Annotated in this window: 14 protein-coding genes and 1 other annotated feature; all 14 genes read left to right on the top strand. The window is 38.7% G+C overall.

The features are described from left to right. Window positions 1-62: 62 nt before the first annotated feature. The 14 genes from AC5FEC_RS04600 to AC5FEC_RS04535 all read left to right on the top strand — a co-directional run bounded on the left by AC5FEC_RS04600 (window position 63) and on the right by AC5FEC_RS04535 (window position 13,925). Window positions 63-1,022 carry an ROK family glucokinase gene (locus AC5FEC_RS04600; protein WP_037617711.1) on the top strand — a complete coding sequence of 320 codons (960 nt, stop codon included), beginning with the start codon at window positions 63-65 and terminating at the stop codon, window positions 1,020-1,022. A gap of 100 nt (window positions 1,023-1,122) precedes the next feature. Next, entirely contained in the window at window positions 1,123-1,962 is an 840-nt protein-coding gene (locus AC5FEC_RS04595) for a thymidylate synthase (protein WP_493661439.1), read from the top strand. 131 nt (window positions 1,963-2,093) lie between these two features. After that, window positions 2,094-2,606 carry a dihydrofolate reductase gene (locus tag AC5FEC_RS04590; protein WP_493661438.1) on the top strand — a complete coding sequence of 171 codons (513 nt, stop codon included), beginning with the start codon at window positions 2,094-2,096 and terminating at the stop codon, window positions 2,604-2,606. 218 nt (window positions 2,607-2,824) lie between these two features. Then, entirely contained in the window at window positions 2,825-4,054 is a 1,230-nt protein-coding gene (clpX, locus tag AC5FEC_RS04585) for an ATP-dependent Clp protease ATP-binding subunit ClpX (RefSeq protein ID WP_037617718.1), read from the top strand. A gap of 10 nt (window positions 4,055-4,064) precedes the next feature. Then, the gene (gene yihA, locus AC5FEC_RS04580) at window positions 4,065-4,652 is read left to right on the top strand and encodes a ribosome biogenesis GTP-binding protein YihA/YsxC (protein ID WP_304948059.1); all 588 of its coding nucleotides are present in this window, start codon (window positions 4,065-4,067) and stop codon (window positions 4,650-4,652) included. Between the two features lie 134 nt (window positions 4,653-4,786). Next, window positions 4,787-5,494: a glucosaminidase domain-containing protein gene (locus tag AC5FEC_RS04575; protein ID WP_493661437.1), complete on the top strand. Its 708-nt coding sequence runs from the start codon at window positions 4,787-4,789 to the stop codon at window positions 5,492-5,494. Window positions 5,495-5,683: 189 nt separating this feature from the next. Beyond that, entirely contained in the window at window positions 5,684-6,631 is a 948-nt protein-coding gene (gene mmuM / locus AC5FEC_RS04570; protein WP_493661436.1) for a homocysteine S-methyltransferase, read from the top strand. Between the two features lie 108 nt (window positions 6,632-6,739). Further along, window positions 6,740-7,537, top strand: a complete 798-nt coding sequence (locus AC5FEC_RS04565; protein ID WP_062199285.1) for a formate/nitrite transporter family protein — start codon at window positions 6,740-6,742, stop codon at window positions 7,535-7,537. A 91-nt stretch (window positions 7,538-7,628) separates the two neighbouring features. Next, window positions 7,629-7,763, top strand: a sequence feature (ribosomal protein L10 leader region). A gap of 38 nt (window positions 7,764-7,801) precedes the next feature. Beyond that, entirely contained in the window at window positions 7,802-8,302 is a 501-nt protein-coding gene (gene rplJ / locus AC5FEC_RS04560; protein ID WP_037617727.1) for a 50S ribosomal protein L10, read from the top strand. A gap of 75 nt (window positions 8,303-8,377) precedes the next feature. Continuing rightward, window positions 8,378-8,743, top strand: coding sequence for a 50S ribosomal protein L7/L12 (gene rplL / locus AC5FEC_RS04555; RefSeq protein WP_037617729.1), 366 nt, complete (start codon window positions 8,378-8,380; stop codon window positions 8,741-8,743). Between the two features lie 323 nt (window positions 8,744-9,066). Further along, on the top strand, window positions 9,067-9,795 hold the full coding sequence (cas6, locus tag AC5FEC_RS04550; protein WP_493661435.1) for a CRISPR-associated endoribonuclease Cas6: 729 nt from the start codon (window positions 9,067-9,069) through the stop codon (window positions 9,793-9,795). A 15-nt stretch (window positions 9,796-9,810) separates the two neighbouring features. After that, on the top strand, window positions 9,811-10,995 hold the full coding sequence (locus AC5FEC_RS04545; protein WP_493661443.1) for a hypothetical protein: 1,185 nt from the start codon (window positions 9,811-9,813) through the stop codon (window positions 10,993-10,995). A 21-nt stretch (window positions 10,996-11,016) separates the two neighbouring features. Next, on the top strand, window positions 11,017-12,651 hold the full coding sequence (gene cas10, locus AC5FEC_RS04540) for a type III-B CRISPR-associated protein Cas10/Cmr2 (RefSeq protein ID WP_493661434.1): 1,635 nt from the start codon (window positions 11,017-11,019) through the stop codon (window positions 12,649-12,651). Beyond that, window positions 12,651-13,925, top strand: coding sequence for a hypothetical protein (locus tag AC5FEC_RS04535; RefSeq protein WP_493661433.1), 1,275 nt, complete (start codon window positions 12,651-12,653; stop codon window positions 13,923-13,925). The genes cas10 and AC5FEC_RS04535 overlap by 1 nt, the downstream gene beginning before the upstream one ends. The last annotated feature ends 1 nt before the right edge of the window (window position 13,926 follow it).

Below are 13,926 nucleotides of genomic sequence, written 5' to 3'. Positions count from 1 at the left end.
ACCTTTTCATCACTAAAAAAATCTGCTATAATTAAGTAGAAAATAATACAGAGGAGAATATCATGTCAAAAAAAATTATCGGAATTGATTTGGGAGGAACTTCCATTAAGTTTGCTATTTTGACGCAGGAAGGCGAAATCCAAGAAAAGTGGTCTATTAAAACCAATATCTTAGATGAAGGAAGCCATATTGTGGATGAGATGATTGAGTCTATTCAACATCGTTTGGGACTCTTGAACTTGTCAGCTGAGAATTTTATGGGGATTGGGATGGGATCGCCTGGTGTTGTTGACCGTGAAAATGGGACGGTAATCGGTGCTTACAATCTCAACTGGAAGACTTTGCAGCCGGTGAAAGAGAAAATCGAAAAAGCAACAGGCATTCCATTCTTCATTGACAATGATGCCAATGTTGCCGCCCTTGGTGAGCGTTGGATGGGAGCTGGCGACAATCAGCCAGATGTTGTCTTCATGACACTGGGAACCGGTGTCGGTGGTGGAATCGTTGCCGAAGGAAAGCTCTTGCACGGACTTGCTGGAGCAGCAGGAGAGCTTGGTCACATCACAGTGGACTTTGATCAGCCGATTCAATGTACCTGTGGCAAGAAGGGCTGCCTAGAGACTGTTGCATCTGCGACTGGAATTGTCAATCTGACTCGTCGTTATGCGGATGAATATGCTGGCAATGCTGAGTTGAAAAAACTGATTGATAACGGTGAAGATGTCAACGCTAAAATTGTATTTGACTTAGCCAAGGAAGGCGATGAGCTGGCCTTGATTGTTTATCGCAATTTCGCGCGCTATCTGGGAATTGCCTGTGCCAACATCGGCTCTATCCTAAATCCTTCAACAATCGTTATCGGTGGTGGTGTATCTGCAGCTGGAGAGTTTTTGCTTGAGGGTGTCCGCAAAGTTTATGAAGAAAACAGCTTCCCGCAAGTGCGTACTTCAACCAAATTGGCTCTGGCAACGCTTGGAAATGATGCCGGCGTGATTGGAGCAGCTTCTTTAGTTTTACAATAATTTGTAAGTATCATGCATTTATTCTCCTGCCAAACTTGGCAGGAGAATTTTTTTGAAAAATCTGCTATACTAAAGAAAGTTTAACGATTCAGGAGACATCATGACCAAAGCAGATACGATTTTTAAAGAAAATATTAGCAGGATTTTAGAAGAAGGAGTTTTTTCTGAAAATGCCCGTCCGCGTTATAAGGACGGAAATGTGGCTAACTCCAAGTATATCACAGGTTCTTTTGCAGAATACGATTTGAGCAAGGGCGAGTTCCCAATCACAACTCTGCGTCCGATTGCTATCAAGTCCGCCATCAAGGAAGTGCTCTGGATCTATCAAGACCAGTCTAATAGTCTGGAACTACTTAATGATAAGTACAATGTTCACTATTGGAATGACTGGGAAGTTGGCGATACGGGCACCATTGGTCAGCGCTACGGAGCCGTTGTCAAGAAGCACGATATTATCAATAAAATCCTCCAACAGCTGGAGGCTAATCCTTGGAACCGCCGCAATATCATCTCTCTCTGGGATTATGAAGCTTTCGAAGAAACAGAAGGCCTACTACCATGCGCTTTTCAGACCATGTTTGACGTTCGGCGTGTAGATGGAGACATTTATCTGGATGCGACTCTGACCCAGCGCTCAAATGATATGCTGGTTGCCCACCATATCAACGCGATGCAATATGTGGCTCTGCAGATGATGATTGCCAAGCATTTCGGTTGGAAAGTCGGCAAGTTCTTTTACTTTGTCAACAACCTGCATATCTATGATAATCAGTTCGAGCAGGCGGAAGAGCTATTGCGTCGGGATCCTAGCGACTGTCAGCCTCGACTCGTTTTAAATGTGCCAGACGGAACCAATTTCTTTGATATCAAGGCAGAGGACTTTGAGCTCTTAGACTATGATCCGGTCAAACCTCAGCTCAAGTTTGATTTGGCGATTTGATTTCTTTGGGAAAAAACAGGCCAATCTTTTGTCTGAATGAAGGAATGATATTTTTCCGAAAAGCATAGTTGAAAAAAGCCTTTTTCTGCAAAATTTGATAGAATGGAATTACCAATTAGAAGGATGGGATAATGACAAAGAAAATTATTGCCATTTGGGCTCAGGCAGAGGCTGGTCTTATCGGAAAAGATCAAGTCATGCCTTGGCATCTGCCGGCTGAGCTCCAGCATTTCAAAAGAACGACAACTGGTCATGCTATTTTGATGGGGCGAGTGACCTTTGACGGACTGAACCGTCGCCTCTTGCCGAATAGGACCAGTATTATTTTGACTAATAATCAAGATTATAAAATAGATGATGAAAACGCCTTGGTTTTTAACACTATTGAAGATGTGCTGGACTGGTACCAGCATCAGGATAAGAATCTCTATGTGATCGGCGGCGCTCAGATTATAGCAGCTTTTGAACCTTATTTGGACGAATTGATTCAGACTCAGATTGTTGCCAAGTTGGATGGGGACACCTATTTTCCACAGAGTTTTGACTGGTCTCTTTATCGAGAAGTCAGCAGCGAATTTTATCCAAAAGACGAAAAAAATATTTATGACTTTACTGTTAAAAAATATCAAAGAAAGGACTCGTAAGAATGGAGCGAAGTGTTTTTGGTTTTTTTACGGCCTTTTTATGTGTGATTTGTCTGATTTGTTCTCTACAGACTTTTCGTAAAAAACGTTATGGTTTAGCCGTTCTATTTTTGTTAAATGCTTTTACTAATCTGGTCAATTCCATCCATGCTTTTTATATGACCCTCTTTTAAGATGTATGAGAATAATGAAATAGAAATTTAGAATTGGAGTAGAAAATGCCTACAAATCGTAATAATGAGATGATGGTGTATTGTTCTTTCTGCGGAAAGAATCAGGACGAAGTCCAAAAAATCATCGCAGGCAACAATGCCTTTATTTGTAATGAATGTGTCGAGTTGGCGCAGGAAATTATCCGAGAAGAATTAGCTGAAGAAGTCTTGGCTGATCTTTCTGAAGTACCAAAACCGCAAGAATTGCTCAATATTTTGAACCACTATGTGATTGGTCAAGATCGGGCCAAGCGAGCTTTGGCTGTTGCTGTTTACAACCACTATAAGCGAATTAATTTTCATGACAGCCGTGAAGAGGATGATGTGGAGCTGCAAAAATCCAATATCCTCATGATTGGTCCGACTGGATCTGGTAAAACCTTCCTGGCTCAGACCTTGGCACGCAGTCTCAATGTTCCTTTTGCTATCGCGGATGCGACAGCCTTGACTGAGGCTGGCTATGTTGGTGAAGATGTGGAGAATATCCTGCTCAAGCTCTTACAGGCGGCGGACTTTAATATTGAGCGGGCAGAACGCGGTATTATCTATGTGGATGAAATTGATAAAATTGCCAAGAAGAGCGAGAATGTTTCTATTACCCGTGATGTTTCAGGTGAAGGTGTTCAGCAGGCCTTGCTGAAGATTATCGAAGGAACAGTAGCCAGTGTGCCTCCTCAAGGTGGCCGCAAGCATCCACAGCAAGAAATGATTCAAGTTGATACCAAGAATATTCTTTTCATTGTTGGCGGTGCTTTTGACGGTATCGAAGAAATTGTCAAACAACGTCTTGGTGAGAAGATTATCGGTTTTGGCCAAAATAATCGTGCTATTGACGAAGGCGGTTCCTATATGCAGGAAATCATTGCCGAAGATATCCAAAAATTTGGGCTGATTCCTGAGTTGATTGGTCGCTTGCCAGTATTTGCAGCTTTGGAGCAGTTGACTGTTGACGATTTAGTTCGAATTTTAAGTGAACCAAAGAATGCTCTTGTCAAGCAGTATCAAGCCCTTCTCTCTTATGATGATGTCAAATTGGAATTTGACGAGGATGCCCTTCAAGAGATTGCAAATAAAGCGATCGAACGCAAGACAGGTGCCCGCGGACTCCGCTCAATCATCGAAGAAACCATGATGGACGTCATGTTTGAAGTTCCGAGTCAGGAAAATGTCAAACTGGTCCGTATTACCAAAGCAGCAGTAGATGGAACAGACAAGCCGATTCTGGAAACTGCCTAACGAGGTGCTTATGGAAATCAATACACACAATGCTGAGATTTTGCTGAGCGCAGCCAATAAATCACACTATCCTCAAGATAATATTCCTGAAATTGCTCTGGCTGGTCGCTCCAATGTCGGAAAATCCAGCTTTATCAATACACTGCTTAACCGCAAAAATCTAGCTCGGACATCGGGAAAACCTGGTAAAACGCAATTGCTAAATTTTTTCGACATCGATGGCAAGTTGCGTTTTGTGGATGTACCTGGTTATGGCTATGCTAAGGTTTCTAAGAGTGAGCGGGCTAAGTGGGGCAAGATGATCGAGGAATATCTGACTAGCCGTGATAATCTAAGAGCCGTCGTGAGCTTAGTAGACTTGCGTCATGACCCTAGTGCAGATGATGTTCAGATGTACGAGTTTCTCAAATATTATGAAATTCCAGTCATTGTCGTAGCAACCAAGGCGGATAAGATTCCGCGCGGTAAGTGGAATAAGCATGAAAGTGCTATCAAGAAAAAGTTGAACTTTGATAAGAGTGATGATTTTATCATCTTTTCATCGGTCAATAAAGCTGGTTTGGATGAAGCTTGGGATGCTATTTTAGCGAAAATTTAAAAGAAGTCTGGTTCATTTTAGAACTAGATTTCTTTTTGTAAAATGTTACAAACTTGTAACTTTCCAATAGCACTTTTTAATCATATAATATGGTACAATAATGAAGTCTAGAAACAATAATTTAGGAGAAAATGATGAAAAAGAGAAGATTGTCTAAAAGAGGAAAAAAACTTCTTACTAATATCTTTGTGCTAGTTTCAACCATTACTGTTGGTTTTGTTCTGGTAAGCCGCATCAACCCAGCAAGTGCTTATGATGATAACGGACAACAGCCGATGAGTCAAACGGATTATTTCATTTCACAAATTGGTGAGCCAGCGAGACAGTTGGCACAAGACAATGATTTATATGCCTCTGTGATGATTGCTCAAGCTATTTTGGAGAGTGGATCTGGTCAATCAGGTTTATCTGATGCACCGCACTACAATCTATTTGGCATTAAAGGGCAATATGCAGGTCAGTCTGCAACGATGCAGACATGGGAAGATGATGGTCAGGGAAATGCTAGCGTTATCCATGATGAATTTCGTTCTTATCCTAGTTATGCGGAATCACTTCAAGATTATGCTTACGTTTTAAAACAAAATCATTTTGCTGGGGCTTGGAAGAGTAATGCTCCAACCTATCAAGATGCAACAGCTGCGCTGACTGGCGTCTACGCAACAGACAGTAGCTATAATCTGAAATTAAATGCTATTATTGAAAAATACGATTTAACTCGTTTTGACACTCCCAGTTTCCAATATGGATTTGATGGCATGGTTTACAACCCTTATCGACAACAATACACCTCACAAGAAGTTTTAGATGTTGATATTGCTTGGGCAAGTAAGTACAATTAATAGGATACTCATTTCTTAAAACGGAGTGAGACATACGGGAACAGCCTGACTCTGATGAAATGAGTTGGGCTGTTTTATTTCACGAATATTGTCTAAATAAGCGAATTTCGATATAAATCAAGATAAGGTACAGGGTTACATAACTTTATTTATCACTACTTTCGTCAGCGAACGTTTTAGGAGAAAGAAATGGGAAAATTTAAAGTTTTACTTGAAAAGCAAGAAATGATTATCTTGGACGGAGCCTTGGGAACAGAGATGGAAAGTCGAGGCTATGACGTTTCAGGCAAGCTCTGGTCAGCTAAGTATCTGTTGGATAATCCTCAGATTATTCAAGACTTGCATGAGGCTTATGTTCGGGCTGGCAGTGACATCATCACCACTTCCAGTTATCAGGCTAGTATTCCATCTTTTGTCGAGGCTGGGCTGAGTCCAGAAAAGGCTTATGAATTTCTCAAAGAGACGGTCTTTTTAGTGCAGACTGCTATCAAAAATGTCTGGCAGGGTTTATCGTTAGATGAGCAGAAGCAGCGCTCCTATCCTCTGGTGGCAGGCTCGGTAGGGCCTTATGCTGCTTATCTAGCTGACGGTTCAGAATACACGGGAAACTATCAGCTGAGTGAGGCAGAATTCCGTGATTTTCATCGTCCGCGCATTCAAGCTTTGTTAGAAGCAGGAAGTGATTTGTTAGCTATTGAAACTATTCCAAATGGGGCAGAAGCGACAGCAATCGTCCGACTCTTAGCAGAAGAATTTCCGCAGGCGGAGGCCTATCTGTCCTTTACCGCTCAAACTGAATCAGCTATCTCAGATGGGACGCCTATCAAAGAAGTAGGGCTCTTGGCTCAATTTAGCTCGCAAGTGTTGGCGGTCGGTTTTAACTGTACAGCTCCGCATTTGATTGCTCCCTTATTAGAGAAAATTCGACAAGTATGCGATAAACCTTTGTTGACCTATCCAAATTCTGGAGAAATTTATAATGGTGTGACCAATACTTGGCATGATAATTCTAAACAGGAGAAGAACTTGCTGGAAAACAGCAAACTCTGGCGAGAGCAGGGAGTTCAGCTATTTGGTGGTTGTTGTCGAACACGGCCAGAAGATATCAAGCAGCTAGCAAGTGTTCTACGAAATTGAAAATGTTGATGTCCAATTTCATTTTTAGAAAAAACTTACAGAAAACGCTTTCGAAAGACAAGACTTTGTGATATACTGTACATAGTTTAATTAAGAGGAGAAATTTTTATGGTCGAATCGACATTTATTCCAAAACTAGAAGCAGCTTGTCGCAAGAAAGAAGGCTTGTTCGATACAAACAAGGGTAAGTATGCTGTTCGCTCTATCTTTGCGGGAGCCTTTCTAACTTTTAGTACAGGAGCAGGAGCTATTGCAGCAGACCTGACAAATAAGATTGTCCCAGGAACTGGACGCTTTCTTTTTCCCTTTATCTTCGCTTGGGGCTTGGCCTATATCGTCTTTCTAAATGCCGAACTGGTGACTTCTAATATGATGTTTCTGACAGCTGGTACTTTCCTAAAGAAGATTGATTGGAAAAAAGCGCTGATTATTTTGTTCTATTGTACCTTCTTTAACCTGATTGGGGCTCTGATTGCTGGTTGGCTCTTTGCCAATTCGGCGGCTTATGCAGGACTTAGCAAGGACAGTTTCATTGCTGGTGTTGTGCAGATGAAGCTTGCTCGCTCCAATGAACTTGTTTTACTTGAGGGCATATTGGCCAATGTCTTTGTTAATATTGCTATTCTTTCCTTTGTCTTAGTCAAGGATAGTACAGCCAAGCTTTTCTTGGTTATTTCAGCCATTTATATGTTTGTATTCTTAACCAACGAACACTTGGCAGCCAACTTTGCTTCTTTTGCTATCGTGAAGTTTAGCTCAGCTGCATCAGAGGTGGCAAATTTTGGTATTGGAAATATCCTGCGTCACTGGGCTGTGACCTTCGTAGGGAACTTGATAGGTGGTGGTCTTCTGATCGGTCTGCCATATGCTTGGTTCAATAAAAAAGAAGAACATTATGTAGATTAATCTGCAGCTTGGTGTTGCAATAATTCTATAAAAAAATTAAAAAGATTGCACAAAAGACTTGCAATCTTTTTTTATCTGTGCTATCATTATTAATGGTTTGAAAAAACTGCCTAAGACAGTAGGGGAGCTCGACTCATAAAGATCCTACCGAGGACAAAACGTATCATGTAAAAGAAGCGTATTGTACTTTCGTGTCTAGGTTTGGGCGCGTTTTTCTTTTGGAAAAATTCCCCAAGCAAAATAATTACGGAGGTGAAACACTAAATGAGTGAAGCAATTATTGCTAAAAAAGCGGAATTAGTTGACGTAGTAGCTGAAAAGATGAAAGCTGCTGCATCAATCGTCGTTGTTGACGCTCGTGGTTTGACAGTTGATCAAGATACCGTTCTTCGTCGTGAGCTTCGTGGAAGCGAAGTTGAGTACAAAGTAATTAAAAACTCAATCTTACGTCGTGCAGCTGAAAAAGCTGGACTTGAAGAGTTGGCATCAGTTTTTGTTGGACCATCTGCAGTAGCATTTTCTAACGAAGATGTTATCGCACCAGCGAAAATCTTGAACGATTTTTCTAAGAACGCAGATGCACTTGAAATTAAAGGTGGTGCTATCGAAGGTGCTGTCGCATCAAAAGAAGAGATTATTGCACTTGCAACTCTTCCAAACCGCGAAGGACTTCTTTCTATGCTCCTTTCTGTACTTCAAGCGCCAGTTCGCAACGTTGCACTTGCTGTCAAAGCAGTTGCAGAAAGCAAAGAAGACGCAGCTTAATCTTAAGCTACGCAGCGTAGCCTAGCTACGAAAAAAACTATTATAAATTTAAAACTTATTTGGAGGAAATTAACAATGGCATTGAACATTGAAAACATTATTGCTGAAATTAAAGAAGCTTCAATTCTTGAATTGAACGACCTTGTAAAAGCTATCGAAGAAGAATTTGGTGTAACTGCGGCTGCTCCTGTAGCTGTAGCTGCTGCTGGTGGTGCTGAAGAAGCTGCTAAAGATTCATTTGACGTTGAATTGACAGCAGCAGGCGACAAGAAAGTCGGCGTTATCAAAGCTGTACGTGAAATCACTGGTCTTGGACTTAAAGAAGCTAAAGCGCTTGTTGACGGTGCACCAGCACTTGTTAAAGAAGGCGTTGCAACTGCAGAAGCTGAAGAAATCAAAGCTAAATTGGAAGAAGCAGGAGCTTCAGTTACTCTTAAATAATCGTTTAGCGATTGCTTAGGACTGAAACCCTAGTTTTAAAGCCTTTTCGTTGAGTTAAGGTGATTCAAAAAATGGGATGTTTCTTTTGAAATTTCCCCATAAGCACCCCCACTAAATATTGTGGGGGTGTTTTTGCATTTTTAGATAAATTTTTTTATACCAAGATTGGAGATTGATTTATTGATTTTTGAGACTTGAAGGGGAGTAACCTTATGGTTTATAAAAACTAATAAACTTTAATGTTATAAATTGACAGCGTTTCCATTTTTGTGTAATATCAATACTATAGGACAAACATATATTCATTTAAGGAGGAAACTAGGATGCAATTATTGATTGAACTGCAAAAAATAGATCAGTTTATCTTGCCGGTGAACTATAATTACCTCCTTCAATCGATGATTTATAATTTATTGAAAAATAAGGAAGACTTGTCTGCGCAACTTCATGAGAGGGGCTATCCGTTAGAGGATAAACATTTTAAGTTGTTTACATTTTCATTGTTGCAAGGTCAGTATAAAATGCAAGGAAAACGAATAGAGTTTCTTGATAAGGTGCGTTTTGAAATTAGAACGATTGATCAATCCATTTTATTCACTATTGCAGAGTCCTTGTCAAATCTAGATGAATTGCGAATTGGTCGAAACCTTGTAAAAATTTTAAATGTAAAAATTGAACAGAAGAAATTGACGGGGACTTCTTATAAGATTCGGATGATTTCTCCCTTGGTGGTTCGTTCTACAGATGCTGACACCAAAAAAACATTGTATTACAATCCGTTTGATACGGAATTTAAGAGCAGAATCATGGAGAATTTTGAGAGAAAATATCAATCTTATTATCATAAAGTACCGACAGGTAGATTTGATATGGAGCCGATAAATTTTTCTTTAAAAAATAAATTTGTTACCAAATACAAAGACTATCTCATAACGGGTTGGAAAGGAGAATTTGAGATAAGAGGAGATGCGGAGGTGTTGGATTTCCTCTATCAAGTTGGGCTTGGTGAGAAGAATTCGATGGGATTCGGAATGTTTGTGATTGAAGAATAGGAGGATAGAGTGGATATGGAATTTAGAAATTGTAAGTTAGAGCTTGGATTAAAATGTTATGCGCCAATTATTCATTTCCAGCCTAGTACTAATGCTAAAGGAGCTACTCTTAGGGCTAGTGAAGTGAAGCCGAAATTTGATAAATATCTTTGGACGAAGGAACCTGAGGAACTTGCAACCTATGAACTGTTACCTTATAAGATGAAGTTTATAGCAAAAAAGAAAGAGGTTATAGACAAAAACAAAGAAGATGAAGATGTTGATATCCCTCTCTATTATGCTAAGGACCAAAAAAGAATGGTCATAACTAATCCAAGAATAGTCATTACTTGTTTTGATCCTATTCTTCAAAAATTGATAGTTAAGCATATCAAAAACTTTTTCATAGTGACAAATTTTGGAGCTGCGCAAGGAAAAGGATATGGTAGTTTTACTATAATTGATCACGAAATGGATCCTGAGAAAAATGATCAGGTTGAGCAAGAAAATATTGAAAAAATCTTAATGGAAGAGTTTGGCTTAAAAACATTATATAAGATAGATTGTAATAAGCTAGTTGAAAAGTTAGCTAAGTTTAAAGCAATAAAAAAGATTTTTCGGATTATTGAAAACTTCTATAAGATTATTAAAGGAGGGATTAATCATAAAGAATATATAAAAGGCTTTTTGTTTAAATATATGAGTGACAAGGAAATAAAAAATGAAAAAGCTGCTTTGAAAACAAAAATAATAGATCATCCATACGCTTCAAAGCAAAACAAAGTAAAACAGGGCCCCCCAATTAATAGCCATAAAGAGTGTTACGTTAGAGCATTGCTTGGTCTATCTTCTTCCTTTGCTTTTAAGGATCAAAGAAGGCAAAATGGTGGTGCAGTTGATGTGAATATTAAAATTTCACATGCTGGTGAAACTATCGAACGTTTTCCTTCTCCTTTAACATTTAAGGTGATTAATAATATTGTTTATATTATTCCTAAAAAAATTGATGAGCGGATATGGGAAAAAGAATTTGTATTTACCTATGAACTTGATAAAAAAAGGGGGCACGCTCATGGTATTCAGCCAAAATCAAAGCCAGAGAAACTAAAATTAGATACCCCAGCATCAAATGACTTTTGTTTAGAAGATTTTCTAGATAAGGCTGTTGAATACTATAACGAAAATCGAGGTAAAATCAAAGGTCCAAAAATAGTTAAATAACATATCAAAGGAGATGAATAAATGAAATACGTAGGTATTACAATCGGTCCGATTTTTAAAACTATTGGAGAGGCGATCTCTCCGGCAGGTTTGTGGTTTGGTAGTTATTTTTTCTCAACGGTGACAAAGAAGCTCTGTGAAGAACTTGTTGAGATTCCAACTGTTAAGATTTTTTCACCGTTTTATGACTCTAATAGTAATCAAAACCCACAAGAAGATGGTATTGGTCGTTACCATGATCGGATTTTGTTTTTAGTTGATGATAATACAGTAATTGAGGGAGAATTACCGAGTATAATTTCAGCAGTGAAGAAGGAAATGGCTGGGAAATTCGGAGTGTTTAATTCAGGGCAGATTGAGAATTTTATTAACAATTATCTGAGAATTGATTTTGTTATTCTTGATGAAAAAACCATGAATGGAATTATAGAAAAAAGAGAAAAAGAAGGTGATGATGGAAACAATATAGCTATTATACTGAATGATGCTTTGGATGCACTGGAGCTGATGGCTGCGGGTAAGGGAAGAACAGATAAGAATCTATTTGCTCCATTCTTTGCAGGCAAGAAAGACAATCGGAATTGCTATATTAAAGGAAGTGAGCTATTTACAGATACCAAGCTAAATAGCCAGTTGCTTACAAGCTACTCAGACCACGCTTCTGAATTGAAATCAATAGAAGATATAGCTCTATCTCGAAAGAAAGAGGAAAACTCTTCTGAAGAGGTCCCTGATGGTGAGGTAGCACCGACCAGAAGCGAATACTATGCAGTCGTCAATTCAGATGGAGATAAGGTCGGAACTCTTTTGAAATCTTTATGTAGAGATGTAGATATTTCTGAACAATCTGATAGGATAAACAGTTTTTCGAGGGCTTGTTTAGACTATGCTGGTAAAGCGGCTAAGCTTGTCGGAGATTATGGCGGGATGACTATTTATGCTGGTGGGGATGATTTACTATTTATTGCTCCTGTTCATTCTATTTTTTCCTTATGTAGTGAATTGGACGAAATGTTCAAAAAAACCTTGAAAAAAATAAATCTACCAGATAATGGCATCAATGTCAGCTTGTCTTTTGGTGTTGCTGTTCAGTATGTCAAATATCCTCTATATGAAGCGCTGGAAAGAGCTAGAGTCCAACTTTATAAGGCTAAAGAAAGTTACGGTAAACGTCCGAATGGTAGTAAAATCAGTGGAGGTAATCGTCTAGGGATAGAGTTGGTAAAACACAGCGGAAAAACCGTTCAATTGATGATAGAAAACGAGAAGTTGGATGTCATTGATCATCTGATAAACTATCGAGCAACTACGAACGATCAAGCACTAGAATCTGTCCTCTATAGTCTGCAGGATACAGAAATTATTTTTAGGTTGTTGTTTGAGAAGACCGCACAGAATGAATTTAACTTTCAAAAATATAAAATGAGGTTTTTGAATAACTTTAACAATCCAAACCAGTTGTCTTATCATAGTTATCTTAACGAAATAGCTAAATTTTTCTATTATAACTATTTGAAAGAGTATCAATATAAGCCAAATACGAAAGGAAAGGTTGATGGGGTTTGTACAAAACGAAACATAAGTATAGGGGAATTCTATACTAAAGAGTTACAGGCTATTTTATTTTTGGTGAAATTTTGGCAGGGAGGTAAGTGATGACAGAATATCTTGTGACTTTTAAACCGCTGGGAGACTATTCTTTTGGTTCAGACAGACACTTTAGTTTTGTCGGTAGAAATAACTATTCGAAGGATGAATATGCTCCCTATTTTATCCGTACTAATAGCGTTCCTGAGCAGTCTACGGTCTTTGGGATGATACGCTATCTTATCTTAGTCAGTAATGGGATCCCGCTGAAGCAGGATTTTCGGTATGATGACGTTACGCGGGATAAGATGGAAAAACTAATCGGAAAGAAGAGCTTTTCTCTAAATGGAGGTGTAGGAGACTTTGGAAAATTAGAAAAAATCTCTCCCATCTTTCTGCGTAAAAATAGTGAGGAAATCGTCATACCAAATCCGTTTAACAATAAGCAAGGGAAAGAGGGGATTGAACAGTTTGCACCAATGATACTAGAAAAAATTAAAAAATCGACTAGTTTTGGTGAAATCGCTCTTCCTAAATCTAAGGAATATAATCCTAAAGAAGGGTATGGAAATGGCTATTACAATATTAATACAGGTCATTTAGAAGCAATCGAAGATATTTTTATGACTAAGGTAGCGACTGGTGTAAGGCGTGTTACGCAGAAGGATCTGCAGAACCTTAAGATAAATATTCGAGATTTATGTGAGTCATTTGTGAATAACGCTATGAAACAAAAGGTTTCTAATTTAGATAGGAACAGCAATCTTAGTTTAACCGATTTTATAAATGATTTTATGGATTTGTTAGAAAAGCACAACAAAAAGAAAAAAAATCACTTTCAAGAAGAATTAGAAAAACTAATCAAAAATTTTGATGCTGACCGTCTATTTAAGCGAGAGGTACATCAGCTACATAAGGGCTACGAGTTTGCTGTCTATGTAAAGGTTAATGGTGATATTACATTGAAAGACAGTATTGTTCCTATGGGACAGAAAGGGACCCTCTTCAAGGTTTCTGTAGAAGAATCGGAAAATAATTTAGAAAGTAAAATCACAGAGCATTTCCAGAAGCATACTCGACAAGGTCAGACTTGGCAATACTGCTTATCAGATGTGTGCCTGGTAGATGATGTTCAAAGCTTTGCAATTTTAGAGGAAAAATTAGTTCGCCAGCTTCATACAGACCTTAGTAAAAATCGTCTAAAAGGACTTGATTTACAAGGAACTAGCCTTCTTTATAAGGCAGGGAGCATCTTTTATGGTGATAATGCTATTTCGGTAAAAACTGGTTTAGAGCCAGCAGGCTATAATACTATTTATAAGATTACAGGAAGTAAGGAGTAAA

Source organism: Streptococcus sp. STC1396, assembly GCF_058933875.1.
Note: the sequence above shows the minus strand (reverse complement) of the source record. Positions and strands in the feature narration are given on the sequence as shown.

Coding starts and splice junctions, on each gene's coding strand:
- AC5FEC_RS04600 (WP_037617711.1), top strand. CDS start 63: ATGTCAAAAAAAATTATCGGAATTGATTTGGGAGGAACTTCCATTAAG.
- AC5FEC_RS04595 (WP_493661439.1), top strand. CDS start 1,123: ATGACCAAAGCAGATACGATTTTTAAAGAAAATATTAGCAGGATTTTA.
- AC5FEC_RS04590 (WP_493661438.1), top strand. CDS start 2,094: ATGACAAAGAAAATTATTGCCATTTGGGCTCAGGCAGAGGCTGGTCTT.
- clpX (WP_037617718.1), top strand. CDS start 2,825: ATGCCTACAAATCGTAATAATGAGATGATGGTGTATTGTTCTTTCTGC.
- yihA (WP_304948059.1), top strand. CDS start 4,065: ATGGAAATCAATACACACAATGCTGAGATTTTGCTGAGCGCAGCCAAT.
- AC5FEC_RS04575 (WP_493661437.1), top strand. CDS start 4,787: ATGAAAAAGAGAAGATTGTCTAAAAGAGGAAAAAAACTTCTTACTAAT.
- mmuM (WP_493661436.1), top strand. CDS start 5,684: ATGGGAAAATTTAAAGTTTTACTTGAAAAGCAAGAAATGATTATCTTG.
- AC5FEC_RS04565 (WP_062199285.1), top strand. CDS start 6,740: ATGGTCGAATCGACATTTATTCCAAAACTAGAAGCAGCTTGTCGCAAG.
- rplJ (WP_037617727.1), top strand. CDS start 7,802: ATGAGTGAAGCAATTATTGCTAAAAAAGCGGAATTAGTTGACGTAGTA.
- rplL (WP_037617729.1), top strand. CDS start 8,378: ATGGCATTGAACATTGAAAACATTATTGCTGAAATTAAAGAAGCTTCA.
- cas6 (WP_493661435.1), top strand. CDS start 9,067: ATGCAATTATTGATTGAACTGCAAAAAATAGATCAGTTTATCTTGCCG.
- AC5FEC_RS04545 (WP_493661443.1), top strand. CDS start 9,811: ATGGAATTTAGAAATTGTAAGTTAGAGCTTGGATTAAAATGTTATGCG.
- cas10 (WP_493661434.1), top strand. CDS start 11,017: ATGAAATACGTAGGTATTACAATCGGTCCGATTTTTAAAACTATTGGA.
- AC5FEC_RS04535 (WP_493661433.1), top strand. CDS start 12,651: ATGACAGAATATCTTGTGACTTTTAAACCGCTGGGAGACTATTCTTTT.